The sequence below is a fragment of the Paenarthrobacter sp. YJN-5 genome (genome assembly GCF_015040095.1).
Lineage (GTDB): Bacteria > Actinomycetota > Actinomycetes > Actinomycetales > Micrococcaceae > Arthrobacter > Arthrobacter ureafaciens.
Window position 1 is genome coordinate 659,478 of the sequence record NZ_CP053544.1, and the last position, 14,836, is coordinate 674,313.

Annotated in this window: 14 protein-coding genes; 6 read left to right on the forward strand and 8 right to left on the reverse strand. The window is 65.3% G+C overall.

The window, feature by feature from the left end:
- Positions 1-13 precede the first annotated feature (13 nt).
- The 7 genes from HMI59_RS03090 to HMI59_RS03120 all read right to left on the reverse strand — a co-directional run bounded on the left by HMI59_RS03090 (position 14) and on the right by HMI59_RS03120 (position 7,985).
- Positions 14-352 carry a hypothetical protein gene (locus HMI59_RS03090; protein WP_021472894.1) on the reverse strand — a complete coding sequence of 113 codons (339 nt, stop codon included), beginning with the start codon at positions 350-352 and terminating at the stop codon, positions 14-16.
- A gap of 13 nt (positions 353-365) precedes the next feature.
- Positions 366-1,886 carry a phage baseplate assembly protein V gene (locus HMI59_RS03095; protein ID WP_193592759.1) on the reverse strand — a complete coding sequence of 507 codons (1,521 nt, stop codon included), beginning with the start codon at positions 1,884-1,886 and terminating at the stop codon, positions 366-368.
- The gene (locus tag HMI59_RS03100; protein WP_021472892.1) at positions 1,883-2,638 is read right to left on the reverse strand and encodes a hypothetical protein; all 756 of its coding nucleotides are present in this window, start codon (positions 2,636-2,638) and stop codon (positions 1,883-1,885) included. The genes HMI59_RS03095 and HMI59_RS03100 overlap by 4 nt, the downstream gene beginning before the upstream one ends.
- A 1,073-nt stretch (positions 2,639-3,711) precedes the next feature.
- The gene (locus HMI59_RS03105) at positions 3,712-4,191 is read right to left on the reverse strand and encodes a phage tail protein (RefSeq protein ID WP_021472891.1); all 480 of its coding nucleotides are present in this window, start codon (positions 4,189-4,191) and stop codon (positions 3,712-3,714) included.
- A 1-nt stretch (position 4,192) separates the two neighbouring features.
- Positions 4,193-5,527 (reverse strand): phage tail sheath subtilisin-like domain-containing protein, encoded by a 1,335-nt coding sequence (locus HMI59_RS03110; protein ID WP_193592760.1) that lies wholly within the window; start codon positions 5,525-5,527, stop codon positions 4,193-4,195.
- 35 nt (positions 5,528-5,562) lie between these two features.
- Complete coding sequence (locus HMI59_RS03115; RefSeq protein ID WP_166186565.1) at positions 5,563-6,225, reverse strand: hypothetical protein; 663 nt, start codon at positions 6,223-6,225, stop codon at positions 5,563-5,565.
- Positions 6,226-6,404: 179 nt separating this feature from the next.
- Positions 6,405-7,985, reverse strand: a complete 1,581-nt coding sequence (locus HMI59_RS03120) for an alkaline phosphatase (protein ID WP_193592761.1) — start codon at positions 7,983-7,985, stop codon at positions 6,405-6,407.
- Between the two features lie 144 nt (positions 7,986-8,129).
- On the opposite strand from HMI59_RS03120, the gene HMI59_RS03125 reads away from it, so the two are divergent.
- Positions 8,130-8,591, forward strand: a complete 462-nt coding sequence (locus tag HMI59_RS03125) for a hypothetical protein (RefSeq protein WP_193592762.1) — start codon at positions 8,130-8,132, stop codon at positions 8,589-8,591.
- A 38-nt stretch (positions 8,592-8,629) separates the two neighbouring features.
- On the opposite strand, the gene HMI59_RS03130 is transcribed toward HMI59_RS03125, so the two are convergent.
- Complete coding sequence (locus tag HMI59_RS03130) at positions 8,630-9,550, reverse strand: NAD-dependent epimerase/dehydratase family protein (RefSeq protein WP_193592763.1); 921 nt, start codon at positions 9,548-9,550, stop codon at positions 8,630-8,632.
- Between the two features lie 103 nt (positions 9,551-9,653).
- On the opposite strand from HMI59_RS03130, the gene HMI59_RS03135 reads away from it, so the two are divergent.
- From HMI59_RS03135 to HMI59_RS03155, 5 genes are all read left to right on the forward strand, one after another.
- Positions 9,654-10,367, forward strand: coding sequence for a TetR/AcrR family transcriptional regulator (locus HMI59_RS03135; protein WP_193592764.1), 714 nt, complete (start codon positions 9,654-9,656; stop codon positions 10,365-10,367).
- A gap of 22 nt (positions 10,368-10,389) precedes the next feature.
- Positions 10,390-11,196, forward strand: a complete 807-nt coding sequence (locus HMI59_RS03140; protein ID WP_193592765.1) for an oxygenase MpaB family protein — start codon at positions 10,390-10,392, stop codon at positions 11,194-11,196.
- Complete coding sequence (locus tag HMI59_RS03145; RefSeq protein WP_193592766.1) at positions 11,189-12,100, forward strand: DUF817 domain-containing protein; 912 nt, start codon at positions 11,189-11,191, stop codon at positions 12,098-12,100. The genes HMI59_RS03140 and HMI59_RS03145 overlap by 8 nt, the downstream gene beginning before the upstream one ends.
- A gap of 215 nt (positions 12,101-12,315) precedes the next feature.
- Positions 12,316-14,178, forward strand: a complete 1,863-nt coding sequence (dnaK, locus tag HMI59_RS03150) for a molecular chaperone DnaK (RefSeq protein ID WP_021472879.1) — start codon at positions 12,316-12,318, stop codon at positions 14,176-14,178.
- A gap of 2 nt (positions 14,179-14,180) precedes the next feature.
- Positions 14,181-14,822: a nucleotide exchange factor GrpE gene (locus tag HMI59_RS03155; RefSeq protein ID WP_193592767.1), complete on the forward strand. Its 642-nt coding sequence runs from the start codon at positions 14,181-14,183 to the stop codon at positions 14,820-14,822.
- Positions 14,823-14,836 lie beyond the last annotated feature (14 nt).

The window sequence follows — 14,836 nt, forward strand, 5'->3', positions numbered from 1 at the left end:
CCCGTGATCCGGCTCATGATCCGGCCCCCACCAGCGTCTGGCCCGGCCGGCGGACCGTGTACTTGACCGCGCCCGGAGGGGTCCCGTCCGTGAAACCCTCCACAGTGTCCAGGCACACGGCCTTGCCGCCGATCCTGATGAACGCCGAATAGCCCCTGATCACCGGCAAGGTCTTCCGGCAGGGCTTGATGTTGATGCTGATATGCGGGCACATGGAGATGTCCCGGCCCTGCGGATCCGTTGCCACCAGGACGGGAGAACCCGTGACGCGCACCCACTCCTGCGACGGCACGTTCTCCACCTTGCCGTCGTGTCCGCACCGGAGGATGGCTTCTTTGACCAGGACCTTCATGCCGCCTCCATGCTCAGGCTTCCTCAAAATCCACAGACTTGGCCCTGATCTTCATGGCCCTGCCCGGAGCTTCCAGAACAAGGTCCGTCGCGGCGGAAATCCGGAGCTCGTCCGGCCCCAACTGCACCGACGAGCCGTGCCCGTCCGTGAAGCTGACCGTGCGCGCACCGCCGTCGAGCATGATCTGTTGGCCGTCCGCGCTACGGAACGTATAGCGGCTTTCGCGGGGCGTATTCACGTGATGGTCCGGCGGCTGTTCGGCGCCGTAGAGCCCGCCCAGGACGATTGCCTGCGCGGGGTCGCTCGCCGGGAGCAGAACCAGGACACGATCGCCCGGGGCAGGGGGCGTCACCATTCCCTTGCCGGGGCCCGCGGCCGCCATGAGGACAGGTGCCCACGGGGTTTCCAGGTCCGGATAGGCAGGCAGCCGGACCCGGACCCTGGCGCGGGCCTCGGGATCGTTGGTGTCCGCGATGGCCCCAAGGGTGAAGACATCCTGCCTGCGTTCGGGGACGGGAGAGGACGGCCTGGTGGTCAGCGTGGTTTCGTAGCCGGTGCCGTCCAGCCTGTGTGCTGCGCTCGCGATCAAGTACGTTCCCTCAACGGACGCCGATACCCCGGTGATCCGCACCCGGCCACCAGCCCTGAGCTTCGGGTTGCCCTCCGCGACGAAAACACCCGACACCTGGCCTGCGATCCTGGCATCCAGCTCAGCCTGCGCAAGTCCGGCCGCGAGCGCCGGCGAGTCGAAGAGCTCGTTGTCCCGGATGACGTCGCCACCCGCGCCTACGCTGGCCAGGCCCGGGTCTGCGGTGACGTGGGCTTTGGAGTCGCTGGTGCTGGTTTCTGCTTGGTGGAGGGAAGCATCCTCCGCACGCCAGCCGTGAGTTGTTGCGCCGGCATAGGCGGGCTCCTGGCTGACCTCGATCTCGGCCGAGTGGAGCGTGGAGCCGAGCGTCAGTTCCAAGGGTTCGCCTTCGCCGTCGAGCCCCACGAGCTTCAGGGTGCCGTCATGGGCGACGGGGTAGGCGCCGACCCTGGCGCTTTGTTCAACCAGCAGGCTCAGGTCCGTGCGGGCGCACTGGTAGACGTGGCCCAGCCGCTCATTGCCGCCCACCACGCTCAGGCCGGTGCCTTCGCAAAGGGTTTTGGCCAGTGTTGCGAGGTCGGTGTCTTCGTGGAGCCGCGTGTATTGGCGTTTCCTCAGCCGGTGCAAGGCATCGTAGGCGCGGATGCGGATTTCCTGGCCAAGGTCGGCCCCGTAGCCGTACTCCACCACGGTCACTTCGCCGGCGAACAGCGCCGTCCGTTGGCCGCCCAGCTCCACCCGGAGCGCGTCACCCGGTGCGGGGTCCACCCCGCCGCGCGCCGCAGCAGTGCGTCCCGGGCCGGGGCGCCAGGAAATGAGGCATTGGGCCGGCCGCGCCAGGGAACTGCGGACATTGACGGAGACGATCGCTGCCGTTTCCGCCGTGGTGAGGCGTCGCCGGCCCAAGGTGACGATCAGCTCGGGAAGTCCTTGGAGTTGCCTCATGGCGCCTCGCCCATGGGCGGGACGGCCAGGGGGCCGTTGAAGTGCGCGGGGTCGTCCACGTTGTTGTATTCAAGGAGCAGTTTCCAGAGCAGGGGCGTCCCGAATGCTTCGATGGACAAGCGTCCCAACTCGGCCGGCGGCACTTCGGGAAGGAGCCCGCCGTCGGGAGTCAGTGCGTCCCGGTCTGTGCTGCCGTCGCCGGTCACCGGCAGGGTATCCACCGGCGGTGCGGTCAGGTCCACGGGAGGAAGCCTCCGGGCGAGTTCGTAGTTCTCCCCGCCTTCCTCGTCCGCGGCTTGTCCGACGCGGACGAACACCATCCGCATCCAGGAACGGAGGGGCGAACCGTCCGGGGCGAACCGGTCAAAGCGCTCCGCCACTTCCGTCACGATGCCGGGCACGTTCCACGCGCGGCCCCACACGAACCGGACCGACGGCGGCCGGCGCTGGCGTTCCACTTCGGCGCTGTTTTCCGCGAGCGCCCAGATGGGGCGGGTCATTTGGCGGACGTCCTGGACGTGGAGCGACGCCGGCGCGAGGTCGACGTCGAAGAGGAGATCCAACCGCAACTCGGTGTGGCCGCCGCCCGTGAAGAGGAGGGGATCGTCGGCCAGGCCGGTGCCGCTCAGCTTGCCGCCCGCGCTCCTTCGTGGCTCAACACCGGCAGAGCGTTGCATCACCACGGTTTCCGGGTTGAGGAGGCAGCCCAGGTGTTCCCCGGTGTCCTCGATCAGGAAGGCGACCCGTTCCATGTCAGAGCGCTCCGTGTTCCTGGTTAATCCGGGTCTGCCGGGCCATGGCACTGCTCAAAGTTGCCCCGTCCACAGGTGTTGACCGGGGAGGCCGGGGAACGAGTTCCGGCCACACCCCGGGAAGTGCCGGAGCCGGGGTGTGCGCGTTGGCATGGGCGCGGTTCTGCCGGGGTTGGCTGCGTTGGGGTGCCTGCTGTGCGCTCTTTGTTGGTTCGTTGGGGCGCGGAGTGGGCTCAGCAAGGGGTGTGCTTGTGGATGCTTGGGATCTTTCAGGGTGGGAGGGCGCGCGAAGCTTAAGGGTTGGGGTTCGTTGGGGTGCCTGCCGTGCGCTCTTTGTTGGTTCGTCGGGGCGCAGAGTGGGCTCCGCACCGGGTGTGCTTGTGGGTGCTTGGGGTCTTTCAGATTGGGCGGGCGCGCGAAGCTTTAGGGTTGGGGTTCGTTGTGGGGACCGCTCTGCGCTTCCCTGGTGCTCGTCAGTACGCAGAGCGGGCCCGGCAACGGCGGTGGGCTCAACGTGTGGGGCCTGCTGTGCGCTCTTTGTTGGTTCGTCCGGGTACAGAGTGGGCTCCTCAACGGGTGTGCCTGTTGGTGTTTGGGGTCTTTCAGGTCGGGAGGGTGTACGAAGCCGCAGGACGGGGGTTCGTTGTGGGGCCTGCTGTGCGCGCCACAGTCGCGGGATAGCACGCAGAGCAGGCCCGGCAACGGGTTGTTCGGCGGTGGGCTCAACGTGTGGTGCCCGCTGTGCGCGCCAATGTCGCGGGATAGCACGCAGAGCGGGCCTCACAACGGGGTTGGGAGCTACGGGGTTGGCAGCTGCGGAGTAGGGAGTTCCGGGGTTGGGACCCGCCCGCTTGGGTGCGGCGGAAGGAACCAATCCGGCGTTCCGCAGCAACGCAACCCAATGCTCGGGTGCGTCTGCCAGGTCAAAGGCGCGTTCCGCCGTCGTCGTCTCAAGAGCCGAACTTTCAAAACCCGCGACGCCGGAGCCGCGGCCGGCTTCCACCCACGCCGCTGCCCGGCGCAGGCGCCCGGCCAAGGCCCGCCGCCAGGAAGCCCGGGCGCCCGAGGGGACGTCAGGCGACGGGAGCGCGGGCATCGTCGAGTTCCAGGCGGTCGTAGGCGATGCTCAGGGTCTCGATGGCGAGGTCCTTGCCGAGGGCATCCAGCGGTGCGCCGAACCAGTCGCAGGGCCAGGCTCCCAGCAGGTTCCAGCGCCGCACTTCCGTGGAGCCGGCGTCGTTCAGCATGGCGATGGAGACGTTCCGCCGCTCAACCGTCCCGTTCACGGCCTTGAACAGCCACTGGAGCATCTCGGTGGAATCGGTGAGCCCGTACTTCAACGTCACCGGGGTGTATTCCACTTGGCCCGGGATGACGCGCACGGTGCTGTTTTCGCCGCCGGAACGGTACAGGATGCGGCCGATCTTGAGGCCCAGGCCCTCCACTTTGGTGAAGTGGCCCTGCACCACACCTTGGATGACCAGCTTGAAATTGTAGGCCCGGTACGGGTCCACCACGTTGCCCGGTTGCGCTGCAGGTGTTGGGGTGCTCATGTCAGGCTCCTCCGCTCTCTGTTTCGCTGGTGTTGTCCGCGGATTGCATGAGCTTGAAGATCACGAATTCCGCCGGCTTCACAGGTGCGATACCGATCAGCGTGACCACTTGCCCGGCGTCGCGGACTTCGGGAGGGTTGGTTTCCTCGTCGCATTTCACAAAGAACGCCTGTTGAGGAGTAGTGCCCAGCAGCGCTCCGTCCCGCCAAACGTTCGTGAGGAACGCCCCAATGTCGCGTCGGATGGACTTCCACAGGGTGTGGTCGTTGGGTTCGAACACCACCCAGCGGGTCCCGTCCGCCACGGATTCCTTGATCATGTTGGTCAGGCGCCGGACGTTGATGTACCGGTACTCGCTGGCCTCGGGAGCCTTGGTCCGCGCGCCCCAGACCCGGATTCCTTCGCCGGGGAAATATCGGATGCAGTTCACGCCGGCTGGGTTCAGGACCTCCTGCTCACCGCGGCTGACGCGCCGCACCAGGTCGATTGCGCCTTGGATCGGCTCGTTGGCGGGCGCCTTATGGACGCCGCGGGTCGCGTCCACGCGCGCCCACACCCCCGCGATATGGCCCGACGGCGGTTGGGTTACCTTCTTGCCGGAGACCGGATCGATCATCACGATCCATGGGTAGTACAACGCCGTGTAGCCGCCGGGGGACTGGGGTGCGCCGAGGTCCTGTTGTTCTCCGGCTTCGGTGCTGGCCCCATCCGGTCCGTCCCGGCCGTCCGGCATGTCAGAACCATCCGGCTTATCGGACCCGTCAGGCTCGTCGCCATCCTCCGGTTCGTCAGCCCCGGTGTCCGCCGCATCTTCGGCCCGGGCATCCGGGTTCCCGGGAACCCCTGAGGTCGCCGCCCGGGTGAGCGCACCGACGTCGTCCACTTTCTCCACGGTGTCCAGGATCGCCATCCGGTCCTGGCGGAGCGGATGTTCCACATGGGCCTGCAGCGCTGCGTACGCCTCGGCGGTGGCGTAGCCCGGGGCGGCGACTATGGAGAGGTCGTCCACGGCTTCGAAGAGGGTCAGCCCGGTGGGCGCCGAGGCCGTTCCGGTCAGGCTGCCGCCGGGGCCGATGTTCACAACGTAGCAACGGCTTCCTCCGTTGGAGAAGAAGCCGTACACAGCGTTGGAGAGCGGGGTACCCGCCGTCGCGGTCCCGACGTATTGGTCCACGAATTGCGTCCAGTTATCCAGGACGCGGAGCTCATCGACCAAGGCGTCATTGTCCGGAGCCAGGCCGACGAATCCGGCGATGCTGGTGTTCACCTGTCCTATTGCGCGTGCCCCGCTGGGGACTTCCTGTACGTAAACGCCTGGCGCCTGGTAGTTCGCCATGGTGCGCTCCCTTCCCTACCCGCACGTGGGCGGGTTCAGGTCCACCGGATGATGACCGGCAGGCTGCTGGTGCTGGCCGAGACTTCCCGTTCGGTGCCGTGGACCGCAACGGCGAAGTGCTGGAGTTCGTCCGCCGAGGCCAGGACCTCAAAGTGGCCGGTCGCATCACTGACGACCGCCGTGGCGGAGGAATGGGCGTGGATGTAGGCGTCGGGGATGCCTTTGTTGTGGACGTCCACCAGGCGTCCTTGGATTCTGCGGGCGACTCCGGTCTTGGCCACGAGCGGTTCCAGGACCGGCGGGCCGGACGGTTCTTCGAAGCGAAGGGGTACCGGGATGCGCACCAGGAAGCCGAGCCCGTCGCGGATGCTTTCCTGGTACTCGCCGGGCCGGTATTCGTTGCTGGAAACAATCGAGTACTGGCTGTGGCGTTCCACGGACAAAAGCAGTTGCTCCATGTTGTCCAGTTGTTCCGGGCCGTGGCATTCCACCGCGACCCGCAGCTCCAGGTCCAACACGGGACCGTCGCGGCGCGAACGGCCAACCCTGTCGAGGGCGACGGCGTGGACAGTCACGGGAGCATCGGGAGGGGAATCGGCGCCGTGGGGGGAGTCGTCGTCGAACCTTACGCGTTGGGGAGCGACGGCGTCGGAAAGGACTCCGAGAAGGTCGGACAGCGACGAACGCACATAGCCCACGGCAGAACCCCAGCTGGAAGGTGATCCACAAACGTAACTGGGAATAGGGTACTCCCGCAGTTGCCCGTAGTCACTGGGGAAACAGGGGTAACTCCATTCGTTTGAAGAGTCGCGTGGGAGGGGCCCGGGCCGGTGCCGGCAACTGCCAACCGGGACAGGTGCCGGCACCGCGCCGGGAATCAGGCCAGGCCGGGCACGCGGTCGTTGATGGTGAAGGATTTCCTGGTGCTCACCGGGGCTCCGGGCTTGGTGACATAGTCCAGGACGCGGAAGTCTGCCGTCATGGAATCCTTGGTAATGCGGGTGTTCACGTATCCGCGGTTGTCGTTGTAGAACTTCAGGTGCGGGTTCCATGCCATGGTTGCGTCCGTGGTGGATCCCGAACCGTCTCCCGTGGAGGTGATGGAGCTGCACACGAGTTCGGAACCGACAACCGGCGACGCCGGATCCTTATAGTCCACTTTCAGGTCCGTGGCCCAGTGCCGGTGCACGTCGCCGGTAAGTACGACGGCGTTACGGACCTTCGCGTCAACCCAGCCTTGGGTGATACGCCGGCGGGAGGCGGCGTAACCGTCCCAGCCGTCCATGGAAACGTCGTCGATGTCGAGAGCCTTGTTGCGGTCGCGCTCGGCGAAGAAGACCTGCTGGCCAAGGATGTCCCACCGCTGGGTGGAGTTCCTGAAACCGTCCAACAGCCATTTTTCCTGTTCGGCTCCCGTGATGGTCCGGTTCTCGTCTAGGCGTTCGGCCACATTCTTGCGCCAGCCGTCGCCGGCGAGCTGGTCGTCGCGGTACTGCCGTGTGTCCATCATGTGGAAGTTGGCCAGTTGGCCCCATTGGATGGTGCGGTAGATCTTCATGTCGAAGCCGGCCGGGAGCGAGGAAGGGCGCAGCGGCATGTTCTCGTAGTACGCCTGGAAGGCAGCTGCACGGCGTTGCCGGAAGTGTTCAGTGGTGTCGTTGAGCTGGGCAGGATCGCTGTTTTCCGGGATCTCGTCCGCCCAGTTGTTGTCCACTTCATGGTCGTCCCAGACCACCAGCCACGGTGCGATGGCGTGGGCTGCCTGGAGGTCGGCGTCGGCTTTGTACTGCGCGTGGCGCTGGCGGTAGCCTGCCAGGCTGACAGTTTCCGGGCCTTCATGGTCGCGCGGGTTGCCGCCGCCGATCACGTAGCTGTCTTTCTTGTACTCGTACAGGTAGTCGCCCAAGTGGAGTACCAGGTCCGGGTGGTCCTCAGCCAGGCGCTTGTAGGCCGTGAAGTAGCCGTGCTCGTACTGGGCGCAGCTTGCGAAGGCCATGGCCAGGGCTGCGGGAATCTCCCCGGGCGCGGGGCTGGTCATCGTGCGGCCGGTGTCGCTCAGGTGGCGGCCGGTGCGGAACCGGTAGAAGTATTCGCGGCCGGGTTTGAGGCCTTTGAGTTCCACGTGCACCGAGTGGGCGGACTCGATCCGGGCCTGTTCCACGCCGCGGGCTACTACCCGGCGCATGTGCGGGTCCTCTGCCACTTCCCAGGCCACCGCAACGTTGCGGGACGGCATGCCGCCCAGGCCGTCTTCGGCCACGGGGTTGGCGGCCAGCCGGGTCCAGATGACGAAGCCGTCCGGCCACGGCTCCCCGGAAGCTACGCCGAGCGTGAAGGGATCGGTGCGGAGTCCGGCGTCGTCTGCTGTTGAAACGGCGACGGCGGCGTGCGGCAAGGCGGCAATCAAACCGGCCCCGAGGCCGGCGGAAATGAGGGATCTGCGGGTGATGTTCTCCATGCCCTCGACGCTAGGAAGCCTTAGTTGACGGGCGCCGAGAGTGGTGTGAACTGCCGGTTAACTGTGTGACAAGAAGCGAACTGCTGCAGGGCATCAGGACGTAAGCCCCTATGCGGCTGATGGCGTTGTCAGGAAGCTGGGTGTATGCAGGTTGACAATGTCAGACCAGGACGCCGCACCACCACCGCGCGGGTGCTGGCGGTGGCTGGGACCGTCCTGGTAGGAATTCCCTTGGCAGCGCCTATTGTTCTTGCGGCGATCTTCTTCGTGAGGTCCGGCCGCTTCCATCTTGACTTCCTCATGCCCGGGGAACTCTTCGTGGTGGTCCTCGGGGGAGGTGTGGTCCTGTTCGCGTCCAGCCTGGTGTCGCGACAACGACGCAGCCTCACCGGGTGGCTGCTGTTGGGGGCGGGAGTTCTGTTCGTCGTCAGTATGATCCTGGCGATAACTACGGGCCTGGCCTCGGGAGAGACGCCGGCAGAGGGCTGGCCGCTTGCCATTGTGCTTGGATCCTACGGTCTCTACGTCGTGGCGGTGGTCGCCCTCTTCGTGGAGGGTGTGGGGCTTTGCCGCCGCCTGTTCGCCAGGGCTCCCGCCCTCACCTGAGAATCCCGTCTTATCCTGACAATTCCGTCCTATCCTGACTATTCAGCGGCCTGCCACCACTGCACGGTCGCTGCCGCCGCCTCAGGGAGCGGCGTCGGTTCCAGGCCGAGAAGGCGTTGGCTCTCCGCCGAGTCCATCACGAACGGCCGCTCGAACTGATAGAGCATCTCCGCCACCTCCCGCATGTCTTTGGACACCATGCCCGCGCCCCGAACAACCCAACCAGGAATGGCCGTGACTTTCGGCGCCGGCAGTCCCGCTGCCGTGGCGTAGGCGGTTGCGAGCCCGCGCTGGGTCAGTGCCGGATTGGTGGGGGCGTGCAGCACGCTGTTCCACAGATCGGGACGCCGGGCTGCCGCAATCATGGCCGCCGCCAGGTCCGGCACATAAGTGAAGGAGTGCAGCTGGTCGGCACTGCCCAGCACTTGGACAGTCTTTCCTTTGAGAACCAGGGGCACCATGCGTTCACCGGCGTGTGCCATCCTGACCCGGGGCCCAAAAAAGTCCCCCGCCACCACGCTCACAGTTTTTGCGGCGTGAGCCTCCCGCGCCTTGAGTAGTTGCGTACGGATGCCGCGTTTGCCTCCGCTCGCCGCGCGGGCCCCGGACTCTGTCATGACGCGGTCTGGCTCGCTGTAGGAGTACAGGCTTTCGGGAAAGACGACGACGACGCCCGCGGCTGCCGCTGCATCCATCACCACCTGCTCGGCGTGGGGGAGCTCGGCCTCCCAGGCGGATGCGGAGTACTTGGACCCGTGAATGCAGTGGAAGATCGCCTCTGCGCCCCGGACCGCCCCGGTGAGCCGCGCGGGGTCTGACACGTCGACTCTCATCCGCTGGATCAACGCATGATCAGGTCCGCTGCCGGAACGCGTCAGGACGCGGACTTCATGGCCTTGGTCTGCCAGTTGCTCTGCGATGGCCGAGCCGACGGGTCCTGCTCCTGTAACGACGTACACGGTGCCTCTTTTCTTGTAATCAAGGTTCGGGCAGTGGTCCGCAATTGTCAAGAGCAGTGCTCTCTTTTGCTATCTCCGCTCTTGTTTATGGCAAGCTATCCCCATGCCCGAGAAACCGAAGCAGCCCACCCCGCGGGAGCGTGCCCGCGCCCGGACCATTGCGGACATCGTTCAACTGGGCCGGCAGCACCTCGCGACCCACGGGGCCGCCGCACTGTCCCTCAGGGCGGTTGCCCGCGATTTAGGCGTCGTTTCTTCGGCTGTGTACAGGTACGTCGAAAGCCGGGATGAGCTTCTGACCTTGCTGCTGATCGATGCCTACAACGAGCTCGGTGACGAGGTGGATGCGGCAGTCCGCGCCGTCCCGGGTGATGACTTCGCCGCGCAATTCCGGGCGCTGGGCACTGCCGTCCGGGCATGGGCGCTCCGGGAACCGGCCAGCTATGCGCTGCTGTTCGGCAGCCCCGTGCCCGGCTACCGGGCTCCGGGGGAGCGCACCACCGGCCCCGGCACCCGTGTCATCGTCACCCTGGTGGGAATTTTCGACGCCGCCTACCGCGCGGGTGCGCTGGACGCGGAGGTGGCTCCCGCCGTCGTCATGCCTCCCAAGCTGGCCGCAGACCTGGCCGGTATCCGCACGGACATGGGGCTGGCTGCGCCCGATGCGCCGCTGGCGAAGGGCGTGCTGGTGTGGACCTCGCTGTTCGGGGCAGTGAGCTTTGAGGTGTTCGGTCAGTACGGGGCAGATACCTTTAGCGCGCGGGACGAACTGTTCGATCATCAGCTTGCAGTACTGCAGGCAGTCGCCGGGCTGTAGGGAGCGGAAGTAGAGTATTCGGATGGCTCGTGGTTTGGCTGACATTGGGGCCGAGGGTGTACTCCTCGCGGGGGCCGGCCGTGCCATCCTGCTTCAGGTCGCGGACCCGCGCATTGGCCACGGCGTGGCGGCGCACAGCAATTTTGTCGACCGGCCGCAGGACCGGCTCGTGGCAACGCTGACCTACGTTTACGCGATTGTCTATGGCACCGACAGCCAGGTTGCGGCCGTGCGCCGCGCCGTCAACCGCGCGCACGTGCCGGTGCACAAGCCGGCTGATGGAAGTTCCGCCGGTTACAACGCTTTCGACGCATCGTCCCAATTGTGGGTGGTGGCCACGCTCTACGACACCGCAGTCACTGTCTATCAGCACGTCCTGGGGTCGCCCGATGACCACACGGCTGACCGCATGTACCGGGACTATGCCCGGATCGGGACTGCTCTGCAGTTGCCGCCGGAGATGTGGCCGGCGGATCGTGCCGCTTTCGCCGAGTACTGGAACCGGCAGGTTGCCTCCTTGCAGCCCGACGAAGCGGCCCGGAAGATAGCCCGCGACTTGCTGTACCCCTCGCGCGGCCCCGTGCTCATGCGTCCCCTGATGCCGTTGGCCCGGCTGTTGACTGTGGGGATGTTGCCGGAACACGTCCGCGAAGGGTTCGGCCTTGAATGGGGTCCGGCCCACGCCCGGCGGTTCCAACGGACCATGCGATTGCTGGGGCAGGTCTATCCCAGGCTGCCCCGCCGGATCCGGCACTGGCCAAAGAACTACTGCCTGGGCAAGCTGCAACCCGCGCCCGCCCGGTTGCGGGGCAGGACCCGGAATGCGTAGTTCGACGTCGGTGGAAGCGTCCATCGACCGCCTCGCCCACCGCTACCTGGACAGGGTGGTTTCGCGCGGCGGGGCGGGAGGCGTTTGGAAAGCGCGGCTAGCGGAGTTCGTGGTGTTCGGGCTCAAGCAGGCGTGGGCGTGCGTCTTTGGTGCCCTGCTGCTGGCCGTCATCATTGCGGTCCGCCTCTGGTACCCCTCCGGTGCCGCGTTGGCGAGCAACGACTTCCTCACCCTTTCGGCAGTCGCAATCCAGGTGTTGATGGTCGTTTTCCGTCTGGAAACGCTCCGCGAGCTTCGGGTGATCGTGCTTTTCCACGTGGTGGGCACGGTCATGGAACTGTTCAAGACGGACGTGGGCTCTTGGGCTTATGAAGCTGACGGGGTGCTCAGGATTGGAGCCGTGCCGTTGTTCAGCGGCTTCATGTACGCAGCAGTCGGGTCCTACATGGTGCGGGTGTTCCGGTTGTTCGATCTGCGCTTTGACCGCTACCCGCGCCGTTGGATCACGGCGCTCGTGGCCACGGGCATCTACGTCAATTTCTTTTCGCACCACTACATCGTGGACTTCCGCTGGGTGCTGCTGGCCGCCGTCGTACTTGACTACGGCCGGTGCGTGATGCACTTCCGGGTGTTCCGGAAGCGGTTCCGGATGCCCATCCTGCTGGCGTTCCTGCTGGTGGCCCTGTTTATTTGGTTCGCCGAGAACATCGGCACCTGGTCCCGGGCGTGGCTATACCCGAACCAGCTGGGCGGGTGGCAGGCGGTGTCCGTCGACAAGCTGCTCGCGTGGTTCCTGCTCATGATCATCTCCGTTGTGCTGGTGGCGTGGGTGTACAAGCCGGAGCCTCCGGAAGGTTCCCGCGGCAGCCCATCGGCAGTTCACGCTGGGCGAAATGAGGCCTGAAGCCCGCGATATTTCGCGGTTTTTCGCAAGTTGTGAGTCAAAGTTGAGCGTAGTTGGCTCAACTTTGGATTGACATCGTTCCGAGGCTGAGTACAGTTGAGTGCAGAACGCTCAACTAGCCGATTGTTGAGTGGTTCCCCGAACAACACAACCGCTGCCGCGGAGGATGCTGCCGGGCGCGATCATCAACATCGGCCATTGAAAGGAAACAAGATATGTCACGTGCAGTAGGTATCGACCTCGGAACCACCAACTCCGTGGTTTCTGTCCTTGAAGGCGGCGAGCCCACGGTCATCGCCAACGCTGAAGGCGGCCGCACCACGCCGTCCGTCGTCGCGTTCTCCAAGTCCGGCGAGGTCCTGGTTGGCGAGATCGCCAAGCGCCAGGCCGTCAACAACATCGACCGCACCATCGCTTCGGTCAAGCGCCACATGGGCACCGACTGGACCAAGGCGATCGATGACAAGAAGTACACGCCGCAGGAAATCTCCGCGCGTATCCTCATGAAGCTCAAGAACGACGCCGAAAGCTACCTGGGCGAAAAGGTCACCGACGCTGTGATCACCGTTCCGGCATACTTCAACGACGCCGAGCGCCAGTCCACCAAGGAAGCCGGCGAAATCGCAGGCCTCAACGTCCTCCGCATCGTCAACGAGCCCACCGCGGCTGCTTTGGCTTACGGCCTGGACAAGGGCAAGGAAGACGAACTCATCCTGGTCTTCGACCTCGGTGGCGGTACGTTCGACGTTTCCCTCCTGGAGGTTGGCAAGGACGAAGACAACTTCTCCACCATCCAGGTCCGTGCAACCGCAGGTGACAACCGCCTCGGCGGCGACGACTGGGACAACCGCGTTGTCGAATGGCTCCTGGGCCAGCTCAAGGTCAAGGGCATCGACCTCTCCAAGGACAAGATTGCCCTCCAGCGTCTCCGCGAAGCTGCAGAGCAGGCCAAGAAGGAACTGTCCTCCTCCACCAGCACCAACATCTCCCTCCAGTACCTGTCCGTCACCCCCGACGGCCCGGTTCACCTGGACGAGCAGCTGACCCGTGCCAAGTTCCAGGACCTCACCAAGGACCTGCTGGACCGCACCAAGAAGCCGTTCCACGACGTCATCGCTGAAGCCGGCATCAAGGTTTCCGACATCGACCACATCGTCCTCGTCGGTGGTTCCACCCGTATGCCTGCCGTCTCCGAGCTCGTCAAGGAACTCGCCGGTGGCAAGGAACCCAACAAGGGCGTCAACCCGGACGAGGTCGTGGCCGTAGGTGCCGCACTCCAAGCCGGTGTCCTGAAGGGCGAGCGTAAGGACGTCCTCCTCATCGACGTCACCCCGCTGTCCCTCGGCATCGAAACCAAGGGTGGCGTGATGACCCACCTGATCGAGCGCAACACCGCAATCCCCACCAAGCGTTCAGAGACCTTCACCACCGCGGACGACAACCAGCCGTCCGTAGCCATCCAGGTCTTCCAGGGCGAGCGTGAATTCACCCGCGACAACAAGCCGCTGGGCACGTTCGAGCTGACGGGCATCGCTCCGGCACCCCGTGGCGTTCCCCAGGTTGAGGTCACCTTCGACATCGACGCCAACGGCATCGTCCACGTCTCCGCGAAGGACAAGGGCACCGGCAAGGAACAGTCCATGACCATCACCGGTGGCACGGCCCTTTCCAAGGAAGACATCGACCGCATGGTCCGTGAAGCCGAGGAGCACGCAGCCGAGGACAAGGCACGCCGCGAAGCCACGGATACCCGTAACTCCGCTGAACAGCTCGCCTACTCGGTGGAGAAGCTGCTCTCCGAAAACGAGGACAAGCTGCCTGAGGAGGTCAAGACCGAGGTGAAGGCCGACGTCGACTCCCTCAAGTCCGCGCTGGAAGGCACCGACGACGCCGCAGTCAAGACCGCGTTCGAGAAGCTCCAGGCATCCCAGACCAAGCTCGGCGAAGCCATCTACTCGCAGGCAGCTGCAGCTGATGCTCCGGGTGCAGGTGCAGAGGGTGCCCCGGCAGGTTCCGGTTCGGCCGATGAAGACATCGTTGATGCCGAAATCATCGACGAAGACGAAGCGAAGAAGTAGCCATGCCCCATCACGGCAACGAAGCAGAGCACTCTGAAGGCAACGAACAGCGTAAACCTGTGATCCGGGACAACCGCAAGGTTGACCCGGAGACAGGGGCGGCCCGCCACCCTGAAGGCGAAGCGAAGGCAGCGCCCACTGACGGCGACGCCCTCTCCCAGGCCGAGGAAATCCTCAACGGGGTTGAGGTTCCGGCTGAAGAGTCGGTAGCCCCCGGTGCTGCAGCCGAGGCCCAGGTAGCGGAACTCCGCAACGACCTCCTTCGCCTGCAGGCTGAGTACGTCAACTACCGCAAGCGCGTTGAACGCGACCGCGCCGTAGCAGGAGAGATGGCCGTCATCGGCGTCCTCAACTCGCTCCTTCCGGTGCTGGACGACGTCGACGCCGCCCGCCAGCACGGTGACCTCGAAGACGGCCCCTTCGCCGCCATCGCCACCAAGCTGGAGAATGCGCTGAAGACGTACGGACTGGAACGCATCGCGGAAACGGGCGTCGAATTCGACCCCACCATCCACGAAGCCCTCATCCAGCAGCCCGGCGAGGACATCGAAGTGGACACGGTCAGCCAGGTGCTGCGCACCGGATACCGCTCCGGCGAGCGTGTCCTGCGTGCAGCCCAAGTGATTGTGGCTGTACCCGCGTAACAACTCATCGAGAT

Bases quoted from the DNA above. Each gene is read 5' to 3' on its own strand.
- dnaK (WP_021472879.1), top strand. From the start codon at position 12,316: ATGTCACGTGCAGTAGGTATCGACCTCGGAACCACCAACTCCGTGGTT.
- HMI59_RS03100 (WP_021472892.1), bottom strand. From the start codon at position 2,638: ATGGAACGGGTCGCCTTCCTGATCGAGGACACCGGGGAACACCTGGGC.
- HMI59_RS03105 (WP_021472891.1), bottom strand. From the start codon at position 4,191: ATGAGCACCCCAACACCTGCAGCGCAACCGGGCAACGTGGTGGACCCG.
- HMI59_RS03155 (WP_193592767.1), top strand. From the start codon at position 14,181: ATGCCCCATCACGGCAACGAAGCAGAGCACTCTGAAGGCAACGAACAG.
- HMI59_RS03135 (WP_193592764.1), top strand. From the start codon at position 9,654: ATGCCCGAGAAACCGAAGCAGCCCACCCCGCGGGAGCGTGCCCGCGCC.
- HMI59_RS03110 (WP_193592760.1), bottom strand. From the start codon at position 5,527: ATGGCGAACTACCAGGCGCCAGGCGTTTACGTACAGGAAGTCCCCAGC.
- HMI59_RS03140 (WP_193592765.1), top strand. From the start codon at position 10,390: ATGGCTCGTGGTTTGGCTGACATTGGGGCCGAGGGTGTACTCCTCGCG.
- HMI59_RS03095 (WP_193592759.1), bottom strand. From the start codon at position 1,886: ATGAGGCAACTCCAAGGACTTCCCGAGCTGATCGTCACCTTGGGCCGG.
- HMI59_RS03120 (WP_193592761.1), bottom strand. From the start codon at position 7,985: ATGGAGAACATCACCCGCAGATCCCTCATTTCCGCCGGCCTCGGGGCC.
- HMI59_RS03145 (WP_193592766.1), top strand. From the start codon at position 11,189: ATGCGTAGTTCGACGTCGGTGGAAGCGTCCATCGACCGCCTCGCCCAC.
- HMI59_RS03125 (WP_193592762.1), top strand. From the start codon at position 8,130: ATGCAGGTTGACAATGTCAGACCAGGACGCCGCACCACCACCGCGCGG.
- HMI59_RS03090 (WP_021472894.1), bottom strand. From the start codon at position 352: ATGAAGGTCCTGGTCAAAGAAGCCATCCTCCGGTGCGGACACGACGGC.